We start from the raw sequence: 15,507 nt of genomic DNA, 5'->3' as shown, positions 1-15,507 counted from the left end.
AGAGTTTTTCTATTTTACTAATTCAATTGAAGTATCGGCCAACACGCCCAAAAGCAAGCAACACGAGGTTGCACCGGCATCCAGAACCCCGCGTGAGCGTTCACCCAGGCGGCTGGCCCGTCCCAGTTGGGCAAGCATATCTTTTGTTGAATCGCGGCCAACTATAGCTGCTGCTTTCATTTCGTCCAGTGCAACATCGAACTCTTTTCCTTCGGCCTGTGCTTTTTTAAAGGCCTCTACTGCCGGTACCAACGTGTCGATTAGTGTTTTGTCGCCAGGTTTGGCCGGAGATATCGCCTGTATAGAAGAAAGCATTCCTTCGAGTGCCGCTCCCATTTCCGAAATTCCAATTTCATCTTTGCCACTTAATTCGCTGGCAAAACCTCGGTATAGTTTTCCATAAAGTGGCCCCATCGATCCGCCAATTTTCATCATTAAGATTTTTGAGAGGATTTTTGCAGAATGCGCCAAATCCCCCGGATTATTATCCAGCTCTTCACGGCACATTGTAAATCCTTTGTTCATGTTTATACCATGATCACCATCACCAATTAAACCGTCAATATCACTTAGATATTGCTTATTTTCCTGTATGGCCAAAATCATTTTGTCAATGATCAGGGCTCCCTCTTTATTCGAAAATGTCTTCATTTTTGCCATTTTTATCGTTGAAACTGTTGCATACCCACCGAATCGCATTCATAATCCATGCATTCCTTCAGCTCTTCATCCAACTTCATTAAAGTACAGGTTACTCCCGCCATTTCGAGCGATGTAAAATAGTTACCTACATAAGAAAGATAAATTTTGATGCCTCTCTCTTTTAGTATTTTTTCAATATCGTTAAACACAATATATTGCTCCATTACGGGGGTTGAACCCAAACCGGATATAAGAACAACAACTTCATCGCCACTTTCGAACGGAAGATCGGGAAGAATTACATTGCAAAAACGTTGAGCAATTTTTGCTGAAGGTTCGAGGTCGCACACTTCAATACCCGGTTCCCCATGATGCCCTATACCCACTTCCATTTTGCCTTCTTCGATGGTAAAATTAGGATGCCCCACTTCGGGGATTGCACAGGGAGCCAGGCCAACTCCCATACTACGGGTATTTTTGATGGCTTTTTGTGCAGCGGCAATAACTTCATCAAGTGAAGCTCCCATGGCGGCTTTGGCACCACCAACTTTCCACATTAATATTTCACCGGCTACACCACGGCGTTTGGCTTCCTCTCCTTTTGGAGCTGAAGGCACATCGTCGTTGGCTACTACCTTTTTCACTTCAATACCCTCATCTTCTGCTTCATCCATTGCCATAGCAACATTCATATTATCGCCGGCATAATTCCCATATAACAGCGCTACTCCTTTTCCTCCATCGGCAGCTTTAATGGCATCGTAAAACATTTGAGCAGGCGGCGACGAAAATATTTCGCCACAAGCAACCGCATCAACCATATTTCTACCAACATACCCCACAAAAGCCGGTTTGTGCCCCGAACCACCCCCGGTAACAATTCCAACTTTGCCTTTAACGGGTGCGTGTTTATATTTTATAACCCGTTCGTTTTCGGTAGTGCTAACCAAATCGGCGTGCACTTTTACATAAGCTTCTAACATTTCGTCAACTACCTTCGACGGATCGTTTACAAATTTTTGCATGATAATATAGTTTTGGTTTTATAGTTCCGGGTGAAACGAACCTCTTTCCAAATTACGCATTTGCGCCACTTTGGGAGCAGATCCTCCTCCTTCAAATTCAGATCCGAGCCAGGCATCAATAATTTTTTTTGCAAGCTCAGGCCCTATTACACGTTCACCCATTGTTATGATTTGAGCATCGTTGCTTTTCCGTAATCGTTCTGCCGAGAACACATCGTGACAGGTACCGGCAAATACACCTTCCACTTTATTCGCAATCATTGCCATGCCCAATCCTGTTCCACAAATACTGATTCCCCTGTCATATTTACCTGCAGCAACTTCTTTTGCCAGGTTAAATCCAATTTCGGGGTACAAAGCATTTTCTTTTCCTTCTGAATAATTCAGATCGGTTATATCAATTCCCTTGCTTTTTAAATGCTCGTAGATCACTTTTTTCAAGGTTACTGCAGCATCGTCGCAATCAATACATATTTTCATATTTGCCCTTTTTAGAATTCATTATACTGTATACATTTTTACATGCTATAAAAAAACGAAGCCTTACCTTTTAACATGAGGAAGTTCTTTCTCCAAAAATTTCAGGCTTTCTTCCACCCAAAAATCAGGATCTTCGACAAAGCCTCCACTGGCTTCACTTCCCATTTCAATACCGGCAACGCAAGGTTCACCTATTTTAGCGCAATTTTCTTCAATCCCCAAGTCGATGCATTTATCAACATACTGACGGAACGGCACGGCACCAGTTCCTAAAATACTGTTTGTATGTGCAAAACTTTCTGTTTCGCTTAAATGTACATGCAACATACGGCTTTTCAATTTCTCAAGTTGTGCGGGTTCTTCCCTGGTAATTACAAGGTGCCCCACATCGATATTGGGGTAAATGTTTGGCAATCCAATGTCTTCAACCGCTTTTGCCAGTTTATAGGTGTTATTGCAAATAAAATATACATGCGGATCGAGTTCAATACCCACCAGCAGGTTTTTATCGAGACACCACTCGGCAAAACGTCCAACATTTTCGAGCATATATAACCACGATTGCTCGGGGCTTACACCCAGTTCATATAAACCGCCTCCCCAACACACCAGCAACTGCCGGCCCCCCAGTTCCATCTGAAATTCGGCACAGGTTTTCATATAGTCGAAAACAGCATCGCGTTTTTTCTTATCCGGATGAGCTGTATCTTTTGTAGCTACCAATAACATTTGGGTACTATGAATGCCGTTATCCTTTACAATTCTGATCGCTTCCTTTTTTTGTTCTGCGCTCATGGTTTGCGGATTTCCCTTTCGGATACCGGCATATTCGATATATTTAAATCCATATTTTGCCGCCGAACGAAGCGACTCTTCAGGGCCTTTATTCCCTACCTCGTATACAAGAGTATTTAATGCTAGTTTCATTTCTTATTCTATCTTTTTTTCAGAAGAAGTACTTTTTTCTTCCCGCTTTTATTCTTTTATACTTTTATTCGGATTCATTAATAACCAGGCCACAATAGAAACAATACTAAGCCCGGCACAGATATAGAAAAACATGTCATTTCCGGCAAGTGCTTCTTTGGCATCCACCCCCGATTTTATTAAACCGTCGGCCAGGTATCCAAAAGCCAGAATCGAGGTAAAGGCACCAAGGTTGCCGGCCATGTTCATGGTTCCGGAAACCGCACCTGCATTTTCTTTTCCAATATCGATACAAAATGCCCACGAAGGACTTAAGGTCATATCGGCTCCGAAAATGGCCAGGGTTAAAAACATCACTTTATACAAATCGCTCGTGGCATTGGTCATTAAAACCACTCCTGCTGCGGCCAAAGAAAATCCGATTATAGCCGGCAATCTTCTTGACAGAGTTAAATTACCCGATTTATAAATTTTATCAACCAATATTCCCGAAACCCAGTTACCAACAGCACCGCCAATTAAAGGAGCCATAGCCCAAAAGCTGGCTGTGGTACCGGTACTTTTTAATGCTTCCTTTAAATACGGGAACATCCAGGTTAGGGTAAAATAGAAGGTGAAGTTGCTGCCAACATATTGTAACATGGCTAGCAACATATTTTTAGATCTTAAAGTTTTGGCAAAAGTAAGCGTCCCTTTTTTACCTGATCCGTCCTGCTGACGGGTTTCTAAAATATATTGCTTTTCTTCTTCGCCTATTAATTTTGATTCTTCGGGCGAATTACGGAAATAGAGCCACCAAACTAAAGCAAAAACAAATCCAACAGCACCAAAAATAAAAAAGCTTCCTCTCCACCCTAACGAAGCAATTAAAGCAACAACAATTGGGTAAGCCACAGCGCCACCTATTCTTGAACCAGAAAAGTTTATGCCCTGAATGATTCCCCGTTCGTTTACAGGAAACCATTTATAAACCACTTTTGACAAGGTTGGAAAGGCACCTGCTTCGCCTGCTCCAAACAGAAAACGAATAAGTACCATCGATATAAAGTTCCAGGCAGCACCAGTTAATGCTGTTAACACCGACCATATCGTAATAATAAGGCTCATTACCAAACGAGCACCTTTTTTATCGGCCAGTTTACCCGATGGAGTTTGCAAAAGCGCATACCCCAAAGTAAAGGCTGCCATCACCCACGCCCATTGTATGTTGTTTAAACCAAATTCACTACTTGCACTTCCTTTTGCAGCACCAATACACGCCCTGTCAACATACATTAAAACTGATATCAGGAAAGTAAAAGTTACAAGCACAAAACGTTGCGGAATGATTGTTTTTTTCATGAAATTATTGCTTAGGTTTTTTCTTTATTGATTTGTTCCCGGATTAATTCCTGGGTTTTAACCGAATGTTCACGCATTAATTGCTCGGCAAGTTGCGCATCACCTTTTGATATGGCATCAATTATTGCTAAATGTTCGGGCAGGGTTTCTTCAGGTTGACGAATTAAACCTCCTCTATATGTTTGAGAAGTAATGTTTTTTACCACTTCAAATTTCTGTAGAATCTGATTCCCACTTAACTGCAATATTGAGTTATGAAAAGCCTGATCGGCTTCAATGTATTTTTTAATATCTATCTTAATCTTGCTAATAAACGGTTTAAAAAGTGATTTTAAATCATCAAGCTCTTTTTCCGTAATAACCTGTGTTGTTCTTCTTGCTGCAATTCCCTCCAATGCTTCCCGACACTCGAAAGCATCTAGTAATTTAGCATTATCAATTTCCGTTACATAAAATCCTCTTCTTGGCAAATTTTCAACCAACATCTCATTTTCCAGCATTTGAAATGCTTTGTGCAACGGCATTCTACTAACACCAAACATAGCAGCAATTTGCTCCTGAACCAATTTCTCTCCCGGCTCAAACTCGTTGGCAAGAATCATCGTTTTTAGCCTTTTGTAAACTTCAAAGCTTAAATCTGTATGTATTATTTCCATCTTTTTCTTGTTTTTTGTATACAAAAGACAAATTTAATTTTTTATCTCAGAAACTACCATGCCTCTCGATAATTCATACTATTAATTAACACTTGAGATGTATGTCCAATTTAAAATGAGAATAATTCTTCCGGAGCATAATACTCCGGAAGAATGTTACTAACTAACTAAACTATTAAAGATCAACTTCTATTTGGTTACTGTAGTTCATTGATGAGGCACCGTCTGCCTGAGCTCCCAAACGTATGTAATAATGCACTCCAGTCTCAAGCCCATCGACCACCACAGAACCGGAAGATTCGGTTAAGGTTACTTTTTTAGTAAAATAAACATTGGTACGCGAACCGATGGCGGCTGTTGGATATTTAACCGTACTGCAGTACACTTCCATTTTCTTAATGGTGTTACCATCATTTGGTAAAATATCATAGGAAACAGAAATCGAAGTTCCGCTGCCTGACGCACTGTTTAGCTTTGGAGAGACCAGGGGAGTAACTGTAAAATCCAGAACTTGCTCAGGATCCACACTAAAATCCACGGTTGTGTGTGCACTGTTTACAATTGGTCCTTCAAGCCACACCTCATGTTTTTTAGGAAACATTTTGAGGTTCTGATAAGTACCATCTCCATTTACACGTATTTCTAAAGCTTGTTCATCATTTTCACCCAGCAGTTTTACAACCAGGTTGTTACTGCTCATATCTCCGTAAACCGGAGTTCCGCTGTTATCTTTCACCATTCCTTTTATTGAGCCATCGAACCCAAAATCGGTATCTTGATATTCGCACTTAATCATTGCAGACGACACAACAATAAGTACAAACAATTTTATATATTTCATTTTCATTTGTTTAATTTTCTGATTAATATAATGGATTTTGAACCAACAATGGATTATTGTTAATCATTGAATTTGTCATTGGCAAATAATAGTGTTCCTGCCTGAATACCCTGTTAAAAGCCTCTGCTTTTAGCGGTAAGAAGTAATATTTATCAGATGCATAGTGCCAGATTATTTTCAATCCCTCGAACTGATGATTTAATACCTGGTCTGCAATTCTCCATCTTCTCAAATCCCAAAAACGTTTATTCTCAAATGCATATTCAGCCATCCACTCCGTTCTGATTTTTTCCATACTGATAGTATTCTCATCAACAAGACTAATACCTGCTCTTTCGCGTGTTGCATTTAAGGCCGTGGCCGCTTGTACTTTATTGTTTAATTGAAATTCAGCTTCGGCCAGAGTAATATACATTTCGGCTAACCGCATTATTGTCCAATCAACCTGACTTTGACCTGCAGGCACAGGAAGGTTCGGTTCATCACACCATTTACGGATTAAAAACCCGGAGTTTGTAGTTTTATCGTCTCCAACCACTAACCTTGAATCCACACCCACTTGTTTTACACCATTATAACTTAAACTTGGGTTATTTACAATATTATCAGGATTTGGCTCTTCTCCGGTATCAATACCTTCGTAGGTTTGCATTTTATCGCCGGCAAAATCAGCCTTTTGAAATAACACTGTTCCAAACAATCGCGGATCCTTATCTTTAAAAATATCCCAACCATCTTCGAACAGATAATTTTCATTAAAATATTGCGTGTAATCTACTTCCGATCCATCAACATTTTCGTAGGCCAAAATAAAGTCCAGCAATGGATTACATCGTGATCCCTGTCCGCTTGCAAAACGAGCAGGAGCTTTCCAATGGTCCCAGTCGTGTTTCACCTCAACACCATTGTACTCTTTCGCAAACATTATTTCATCGTTGCCTTCGTCTAGAAATATGTATTGATAATTCTCAGCTTTATCAGTTTTTCCTTTGTAAAGCGAGTACGGTCCATCAGTTATAACTGTTGATGCAGCAGTTGATGCTTTCTGAAAGAATTCATTGGCTCTGTCTGCAGGAACTCCTACCAAACCATCCAATTCAACCTGTCCGTATTTTGCAATAGAAGCCGCCCAAAGATTGGCCCGGGCCTGAAGTGCAAGTGCAGTCCATTTATTTATTCGTGCGGTTGGTGTCTGGCCGGTTGTTTCACTTAATAATTGAATAGCTTGCGTATATTCTGTATCAACAAAATCGTAAATTTCAACTTCCGTGTTACGTTCCTGTAATTCAGTTACAATTTCTCCATAAGGATCAAGAACATCGGTAACCAGCGGAACTCCTCCGTAACGTTTAGCCATTTCGAAATATACGGTTGCGCGCATAGCCCGTACTTCTCCCAGCATCTGATTTTTCACATCATCCTGGATGGGCGCATCCGGAGCATTTTCCAAAAACACGTTAATATCACGAATATAAACGTAATCCCAGTATTGTAAGTCTCCGGGGACATTACTTTTCGACATTGTTCCCTGCGAAATGGCATTACTTCCACCCCCGCTTGTAGTAGCTTCGTCACAATACATATAATAGTCTTCATAAGCAAAAGAAGGGAACCTGGCGTAGAGATCATAAATATATCCTTGCATAAGCGACTCGCTCTCCCAAACATCTGCATCCGAAATTTTATCTAGCGGAGCCCGATCAAGAACATCTTCGCAGCTATTTGCTCCAATTAACAGGGCAATTAATACTATAATAAATATCTTATTTTTCATTTTCAAATTGTTTAATATTTAAAAGTCTAAAATCAGTCCAAAGCTGAATGTTTTAGTTGATGGGTAATTTAAAGCCGCATCATTTCCTCCACCGTTTTTCTGAAGTTCAGGATCTATAAAATCAAGTGCGTGAAATGTTAGCACATTGTATCCCGAGAAATAAATTTTCAAATTATCGATATTGGCTTTACTGATTAAATTCTTTGGTAAATTATATCCTAATTCGATAGATTTCAAACGTAAATAAGTTCCATTTTTATACCAAAAACTGGTATTTTTATTCGTATTATGTGTTCCGTAACCGGGCCAATAAAAATTTGGAAATGTGGCATCTCCATCCAAATTGGCTGGCATTCCCCAATCGTTTTCAGGCACATACGACATATCGTACATTTCTCTAAAAGGAGCATTACCACCTCTAAAAGGTTGACTTAAATCGTTGCTTGCGCCATAATGCACATCGAATAAACTTGCACCTTGCCAAAGCATGTTAAAATCGATCCCCTTCCACGATACCGAACCATAAACACCAAACATCAGGTCGGGAGAAAGCCCTCGTCCTATAATTACATTGTCGAGCGAATTGATAACTCCGTCACCATTGTAATCGACCAGTTTCACATCGCCAACATTAATTGTAGCATTATTTCGCCCGTCAATTATTGCCCAATTATCAATTTCTTCCTGAGAAGTAAATAAGCCGTCAGCCATATAACCCCACCTCATATCAGACCACTGGCCAATTTTATTGTTTCTCCGGTAATCTTCTTCCGAGGCATAAGGAGGTTGATCAATAAATTCTATTTTCTCCCTGGAATAAGAGACATTACCTCCAATAGTTATCTGCACCTCGTTTATATTTGTCAAATATTCCAACGAAACTTCAACACCCCGGTTGCTGTATTCTTCAATGTTTTCTTTTGACAAGGTTGCTCCTACTACATCCGGGATTGAAACTTGTCTGTCTCCAAGCACATCGGATCTTTTTCTATAAAATGCATCGAAAGCTCCAGTAAACCGGTTATCAAAAAAGCCAAAATCGAGTCCAATGTTCGAGGTAGTCATTTTTTCCCAGGTTATGTCGTAGTTAGGTATATTATCGGCATTAATACCTGACCGAACAACTCCATCTACCATAATTTGAGCAGGTTTAATGGAATAAGTTGAAAGGTACTGATAATTACCGGTCTGGTCGTAACCCAATTTTCCCCACGAAGCACGAAGTTTAAGGTTACTTAATGCTGAAATATTGTCCTTTAGGAAAGCTTCTTCTGATATCCTCCAACCTGCTGAAACTGATGGAAAAATCCCCCATCGAGAATCTTTAGGAAATTTTGGAGAACCATCTCGTCTGACATTAAATCCTAAAAGATATTTCTCTCTGAAGCTGTAATCCATACTAAATATCTGCCCTACCCGGCCATCTTGCCACCCCCGGCCATCGTTTGATTTATCCAAATCCGGTCCGGCAAATAAATAGTCAATATCAAACTCATACCTGATACGGTCGGCATTAAACCAATCTCCTTCGCTTGATAAGCGTTCGTAAACTGCAAGTGCATTAATTCTATGATCGCCATATTGTTGGTTCCAGGTTAACATGTACTGTTGGTTGAGTGCCTGAGAACCTGAACTTTTTTCCTGAAGCCAATTATATTTATTAAAGTTTCTGTGGTTGTGATACACGATGTTCCCATCGGCATCATAATCGAACCAGTACGCTGGCGCCAAATTTTCTTTTCGTTTATCTCTACGAAATACCCTTTTATAATTGAAATTAGCTTTGGCAGCAAAACCATACGGCAATTTATAGGATATTGAGAATTTTGAGTCGGCAGTAAATTGATTCCATTTATAATAACCAACATCGCTGATTTTTGTTGCCGACACTGGATTAAGGTCATCGGCACCCATTGCCGGAAACTTAGTAGGGTCAGGATAAGTTGCCGGATATTGTGGCCTCGAGCGATATAACAACATCATTACTCCAAGGTGACCGTTTCTGTTTTCCATGTCCCAACTTGGCCCAATGTAATCGTTCTCCAGCATGGCAAGGTCAAAACTCATATCAAGTTTATCGGTTAGATTTATATCCAAATTCGAACGTAAATTGTATTTTTTATTTTTAAGATCATTAGAACGATAAACACTTTCCTGATAGTAGTAACCTGCTGATACAAAATATTTCACTTTGTGCGACCCGCCTCTAACGCTCAGATTATGTTGCGTTTGAGGAGCAAATTCGCGTAAAGTAAGATCCCACCAGTCTGTATTCGGATAGGCCGGATCATCGCCAGCTTTAAATTTATTGATATCTTCAATAGACCATAAGGGATCGAGACCTGCATTTTGACGGGCAACATTTTCAAACTGGGCATTTTCCCATGATGTTACTGCAGTTGGCAACATGGTAAGTTTCTGAACGCCATAACTACCATTATAACTAAATTTGGCATCCTGAATTTTACCCCTTTTAGTGGTAACCAAAATAACTCCGTTACCGGCCCTTGCTCCATATAATGCTGCTGTTGCTGCATCTTTCAAAATATTAAATTCATCAATATCATTGGGATCAAGCAATAGAAACTCCTCATTGGAAGCTGGCATTCCATCAATAATCAAAAGGGCATCGCCAAATCCCCTGATACTGTATGAAACGCCATTATAGTCTCCGGGCTGGGCATTTTTGGTTGTTACGAATACACCGCTGGTTCGTCCTGCTATGGATTGAGCAATAGTTGGAGTTGGCACTGTGGTTAATTCTTCCGTTTTAACCGTAGAAACCGAACCTGTAACATCCACTTTCTTCTGTGTTCCATAGCCGGTTACAATTACTTCTTCAAGACCTACAACATCGGTTTTTAGTGTAACATTAATCTGAGTTTGCTCGCCAACCTCAATGATCTGCGTTAACATCCCAATAAAAGTAAAACGCAACTTATCGGTTGGTTTTACATTGGTGAGTTCGTATGAACCATCCATATTAGTTATGGTTCCGTTGGTTGTACCATCGGCAATGATAGAAACTCCCGGTAGAGGTGATTGATCTGCATCCACAACAGTTCCTGTAATGGTTTTGTTTTGTGCTATGGCCACATTTGCCAAGAACACAAATAAGCTAATAAAAATCAAAAGCCTTTGTCTCATAAGTTCATTGTTAAGTTTTAATTATTAATACTTGGTTTAGTATTCAAAATCTTTTTAAACATACAATATTCTGTATACAATATACACAAAGAGAGCAATGTTATAAAACATTAAGGTAACTTCAATAGATACTTTTGATTAAAATTTACAATTTGAAACGCAAGGGTTTACTTGATAAATATTTGGCGTGTTTTCTTGAAAAATGCTAATTTACGGTCTGAACTTATTTCCCAGTTTACGGGGATACTTTGAAAACCTTCGTCAAAATCTTCACCTTCCATTCTATAATCAAAAAATCCCCACGATGCATAATTCAGGGTTGCATTAATATAATTATTCTGATCCTTTTCAAAATCAAAATGATCATCTTCATTAAAAACAATTGGTTTGGGACTATAAGAATCCATAGCTCTAATTTGTTTGACCATTTCGGTTATACGTTCCGAATTTTCAATTCCGTTTCCGTGGACAAGTATAAAATCGGCTACCTCAACAACTTTTTCGGTGGGAAGTGTATTACCATTAAAACTTGTTGATACAAACAGATATGGAGCTTTGTCTTTTATCCTCAAAATTAGTTCATGAATTCTGTCTTGCTTTAGAATGCTGTGATCGTAGGCTCTATTATTACTTTCATTGCCTACTTCTATTATTACATTTTTATATCCTTTTTCCGATAACCACTCGATAGCGTTATCTGTTGCTGCGATAACGGCAGCCTCATCTTTAAGGTTTTGATCCTGACCAAAATAAAACAGCCCTAATATTGGAACCATTCCTAATTGATCGGCTTTTTTAAGAATATTATCTAACCGCTGCATATAGTCTTTGCGTAATTTCCCATCTTCGTAATACGCAGAATTATACCAATTTTTATTACCATACCCCATTGGGCTTCCACCCTGCATATTTATGGTAAATGCCAGCAAACCATAATTATGCCAATCGCTCATGGCAGCAACAAATTCATCATTGTTTCGTTTAGCACTCCATTTCCCATCAGGATAATTCCATCGTGTAACCGTTTCAGGATTAAGGTCATCAAAAATCCCCTGAACCATACGTGAATTTGGAAGTAATCCTTCAACGGAAACCCCGTTCCAAATCCGGCCTTCAAATGTTGGTTTTCCGTTTATCAGAAACTTCTCTCCTTGAATCTCCACTTTTGTGTTTTTCCCCGATTCTAATTCTTTTGGATTATTCTTGTTAATTTTGCACGAATTAGAAGAAAAATAAATAACTACCAGGATAATAAATAAAGTGACGGATTTCATGATTAATAGTTTTAATTGATTATAACTTCAAATTTAATTTTTTTGTATACAGTATTCTTTTAAGTTGATAATATTTTCTTCTCAAAGAAAGTATTTGATTAAAACGGTGTTATCATCTCATTTCTACTATTGTGTGCCGTAGTGTTTCAAAATAGATTGATACTGAGTTTCAGTTAAAGAAATCATACAACCGTGCCGACATTCCTCTGGAATTTTAATTTTCATGGTATATACATCGTACCACGGCCCCATTAATGAAGGAGCCTGAGCAGCTTCATATTGCACCCCGGGATACTGTTCGAAATACATTAGCCATCCCCCCTGCTTTTGGGGAATTACTGTAGGCGCTTCACGATAACTGGGCGATATTTTTCCTCCGGGATAGGAATAAGGTCCTTCCAGATTTTTCGAAACGCATACCCGGATGCTTTTTCCGGTTGGCCATAAATCGGTGGCTTCACATTCATCTTTGATTATGGCATAATACAATTCGCCCTCTTTCCGAATGATGACATCAATGGTTCCCATCTCAAAATCGAAAAGCCGGCTGGCCGGAGTAAATGTTTTAAAATCGTTGGTGGTAACAAAAAAAGTGCGCATACTGCACCAGTAATTGGAAGCATCTTCGCGTGCTACCCCATCTTTCGGGCAGTGCCAGGTAATGATATATTTTCCGGTGGCCGCATCAAAGAACATTTTTGGTGCTCCATACCATGAGGCATTGGCCTTGTGGCCGAGATTTTTTTCAAACACTTCGCGCGGCAGGTCCTTTTCTTCATTCCACCCCACTAAATCTTCTGAAATCCAAAGTATCGGACGGCCTGTTTCCTCTTCCACTCCTATTTGATAATATCTTCCATCATGCCCTTTACAAATATCTGGATGTCCACGATACTCCTCATTAATCCGTTTGCCATTATTTAGCAAAGTCCATTTTAAGCCGTCTTCAGAAATGGAATAATACAGGTGACCGTAATCGTCCTTCATCATATGAGCAAACAAATACCCCACATTTTTTGCCGAATTAAGTTTATGTACAAGAACCCGCCCAAATGATCGCGCACCAGTTGGGCCATTTGATGTAATAATATTTCCATCAACGACTACTGAGTCAGTCGAATATATTGCACCGTTTTCTTTCAATTGCCGGATAAAACCTTTTACCGGGTATGTGGTAGCATTCTTCTTTTCCAGAATACCTGCCTTAGCCAGCGAAACTGATCCGGCACAAATACCTGTAACTAATTTATTTTGCGACTTAAATTCATGAAGTAAATGATTTACCAATTCATTACCCCAAATGTATTGTCCGGTTCCCTTTCCTCCCATAATGCAGATACCATCGAACTCATCGACTTCAACATCTGAAAGCAATAAGCTTGCCTGTATTGTATCGCCATTAACTCCTCCGATATTACCCGTAACAAGACTTGAAATGGTAACATTTATCCCAGCAGAATCGAGTGCCTGCATCGGGTCAGAAAATTCAGTATCATGAAATTTATCGGGTGGAACAACCATTAACAATTTTGGGTTCTGTGCCCTGGCATGGAATGCTATAGCAAGAAATAATAGTAAAGCTATTAGTAAATGGTTTACTTGCATTACTTTTGTTTTTGAAACCAAGTTAGGAACTGTTTCAAAAACTATGTTTGCCGATTGTACAAAAGATTATCCTTATCGTACAAATAGAGAACGAGGCTCATATACACATTTCAACCTTCTCTTTTTCTGCTACTTAAACAGCATTAAACTATGCGACACGAAGTGTTACCCAACCATATGGTACAAAATGATCTATTCTTTCGGGCATTTCAACTTTTCGAAGAGGATGTAGGGAATATGAAATTTTACCGTGTAAACCTCTATCTAGTTTCCACAACGGTATTTATTTTCCCTTAAAAAGGTATTGATACAAATACATTCCATGTTGGATTGATATCGAAAAATTTATTCTGCAAAATAGTAATCGTACCAATTCTTTTCCCTTTTTATGTCACCATCCGGAATTCCCGGATTTTTTAACTCGTTTCCCCATTTTACCAATTCCTTTTTCATTTGCTCGGCTCTCTCCGGATGCTTTAATATTAAATTTTCATGTTCTTGCTTTTCAGATCTCAAATCGAACAGAAACTCTCGACTACCGGCTTTTAGAAATTTCCACCGCCCCATTCTAATGGCACTTTGGTCCCAAAACCTCCAATATAATTTATCATGAGGTTCTTCAAGCTTTTCGCCTGTAAGGAATGGTATCAGGTTTACACCATCCAACTCCCCTGGTCTCTTTTTGCCTGCCAGTTCAATGGCAGTTGCAGCCATGTCCAGAGAAATTACCGGTTTATCATATACTTCCCCTTTGGGCAATACTGCCGGCCACGAAACAATGTAAGGTACGCGGATACCACCTTCAGAAATCATTCCTTTTTCGCCAACAAAAGGTTTATTTAACGAGCCGTCCCAGGCACCACCTTTGTGTGTTAGAGGAATATCTTCTTTATATATTTTTAAGGGTGCTCCGTTATCGCTCATAAAAAATATAAGCGTGTTTTCATAAACCCCATGTTCTTTGAGTTTATTAATAATCTTCCCTACTCCGTCGTCAACTGCCGACATCATAGCCAAACAATACCGCCTACGTTCGGGCATTTTGCCGGGAAAACGGCTTAAATACTTTTCGGTTGCTTCCAAAGGAACATGCGGGGCATAATAGCCTAGATAAAAGAAAAATGGATTTTCGTGATTACGGTCGATAAAAGTTGTTGCTGCATTGGTTTGATTATCCAAGCGATAACCATCGGCATTTATCCATTGTGGTTCAATCGAATTCCCGCACAAGTCGTAGTTTGCCCAAATATTATACATTGTACCATAATAATACTCCTGAAAACCTCGCACATGGGGATAATATTTCATCGTTAAATCCAGGGGAACATCCTTAGGCGAGTAACGCTCCTTATCCGGAATACCGGGTACATTTTCGCGAACCCAATTGGTTTGCACATACAAAGGCTGTAAATGCCATTTTCCGGTCATTCCGGTAACATAACCGGCATTTGACATGTGTTCGGCAATTAGTGTTTCATCCAACGGGACCGGTTGAACACCATTATCATCGGAACCAAAACGCTGCTGGTAGCGGCCGGTTAGCAAACCTGCCCGCGATGGAGCACATTGTGGCGCAGTAACATAACCAGATGTCATGCGTACCCCATTTTCTGCCAGTTTATCAATATTCGGAGTTTTTATGTCGGGAACCATCCCGTTTGCACCGATATCGGCATACCCCAGGTCGTCGGTAAAAATTACAATAATATTGGGACGCTGCTGTGCAAAAATGAAATTGATTGCACAAAACGCAAGAATAAATGTTGCTACTATTTTTTGCATGATTAACGTTAAT

12 protein-coding genes are annotated in these 15,507 nt (G+C 39.6%); all 12 read right to left on the bottom strand.

The genetic code is table 11. The annotated features are described in order from the left end of the window. Window positions 1-9: 9 nt before the first annotated feature. The gene (gene dhaL, locus LH29_RS07710; RefSeq protein WP_045028972.1) at window positions 10-651 is read right to left on the bottom strand and encodes a dihydroxyacetone kinase subunit DhaL; all 642 of its coding nucleotides are present in this window, start codon (window positions 649-651) and stop codon (window positions 10-12) included. 11 nt (window positions 652-662) lie between these two features. Next, the gene (locus LH29_RS07705; protein WP_045027415.1) at window positions 663-1,667 is read right to left on the bottom strand and encodes a dihydroxyacetone kinase subunit DhaK; all 1,005 of its coding nucleotides are present in this window, start codon (window positions 1,665-1,667) and stop codon (window positions 663-665) included. 18 nt (window positions 1,668-1,685) lie between these two features. Continuing rightward, window positions 1,686-2,147 (bottom strand): RpiB/LacA/LacB family sugar-phosphate isomerase, encoded by a 462-nt coding sequence (locus LH29_RS07700; protein ID WP_045027413.1) that lies wholly within the window; start codon window positions 2,145-2,147, stop codon window positions 1,686-1,688. Window positions 2,148-2,210: 63 nt separating this feature from the next. After that, on the bottom strand, window positions 2,211-3,074 hold the full coding sequence (locus LH29_RS07695; protein WP_045027410.1) for a sugar phosphate isomerase/epimerase family protein: 864 nt from the start codon (window positions 3,072-3,074) through the stop codon (window positions 2,211-2,213). Window positions 3,075-3,122: 48 nt separating this feature from the next. Further along, window positions 3,123-4,415, bottom strand: coding sequence for an MFS transporter (locus LH29_RS07690; protein ID WP_045027408.1), 1,293 nt, complete (start codon window positions 4,413-4,415; stop codon window positions 3,123-3,125). Between the two features lie 11 nt (window positions 4,416-4,426). Then, a complete protein-coding gene (locus LH29_RS07685) occupies window positions 4,427-5,095 on the bottom strand; it encodes a GntR family transcriptional regulator (protein ID WP_157493611.1) in 669 nt (222 codons plus the stop codon). 151 nt (window positions 5,096-5,246) lie between these two features. Then, on the bottom strand, window positions 5,247-5,912 hold the full coding sequence (locus tag LH29_RS07680; protein WP_198152369.1) for a DUF3823 domain-containing protein: 666 nt from the start codon (window positions 5,910-5,912) through the stop codon (window positions 5,247-5,249). Between the two features lie 22 nt (window positions 5,913-5,934). After that, window positions 5,935-7,686, bottom strand: coding sequence for a RagB/SusD family nutrient uptake outer membrane protein (locus LH29_RS07675; protein ID WP_045027401.1), 1,752 nt, complete (start codon window positions 7,684-7,686; stop codon window positions 5,935-5,937). 18 nt (window positions 7,687-7,704) lie between these two features. Further along, window positions 7,705-10,833 (bottom strand): SusC/RagA family TonB-linked outer membrane protein, encoded by a 3,129-nt coding sequence (locus tag LH29_RS07670; protein ID WP_082063474.1) that lies wholly within the window; start codon window positions 10,831-10,833, stop codon window positions 7,705-7,707. A 167-nt stretch (window positions 10,834-11,000) separates the two neighbouring features. Then, window positions 11,001-12,107 (bottom strand): hypothetical protein, encoded by a 1,107-nt coding sequence (locus tag LH29_RS07665; protein WP_052670673.1) that lies wholly within the window; start codon window positions 12,105-12,107, stop codon window positions 11,001-11,003. Between the two features lie 126 nt (window positions 12,108-12,233). Continuing rightward, window positions 12,234-13,712 carry a DJ-1/PfpI family protein gene (locus LH29_RS23715; protein WP_157493610.1) on the bottom strand — a complete coding sequence of 493 codons (1,479 nt, stop codon included), beginning with the start codon at window positions 13,710-13,712 and terminating at the stop codon, window positions 12,234-12,236. 345 nt (window positions 13,713-14,057) lie between these two features. Further along, window positions 14,058-15,494, bottom strand: a complete 1,437-nt coding sequence (locus LH29_RS07655) for a sulfatase family protein (protein WP_045027395.1) — start codon at window positions 15,492-15,494, stop codon at window positions 14,058-14,060. Window positions 15,495-15,507 lie beyond the last annotated feature (13 nt).

It is taken from the genome of Draconibacterium sediminis (assembly GCF_000949475.1).
Lineage (GTDB): Bacteria > Bacteroidota > Bacteroidia > Bacteroidales > Prolixibacteraceae > Draconibacterium > Draconibacterium sediminis.
This window is presented reverse-complemented; position numbering and strand designations above follow the sequence as displayed.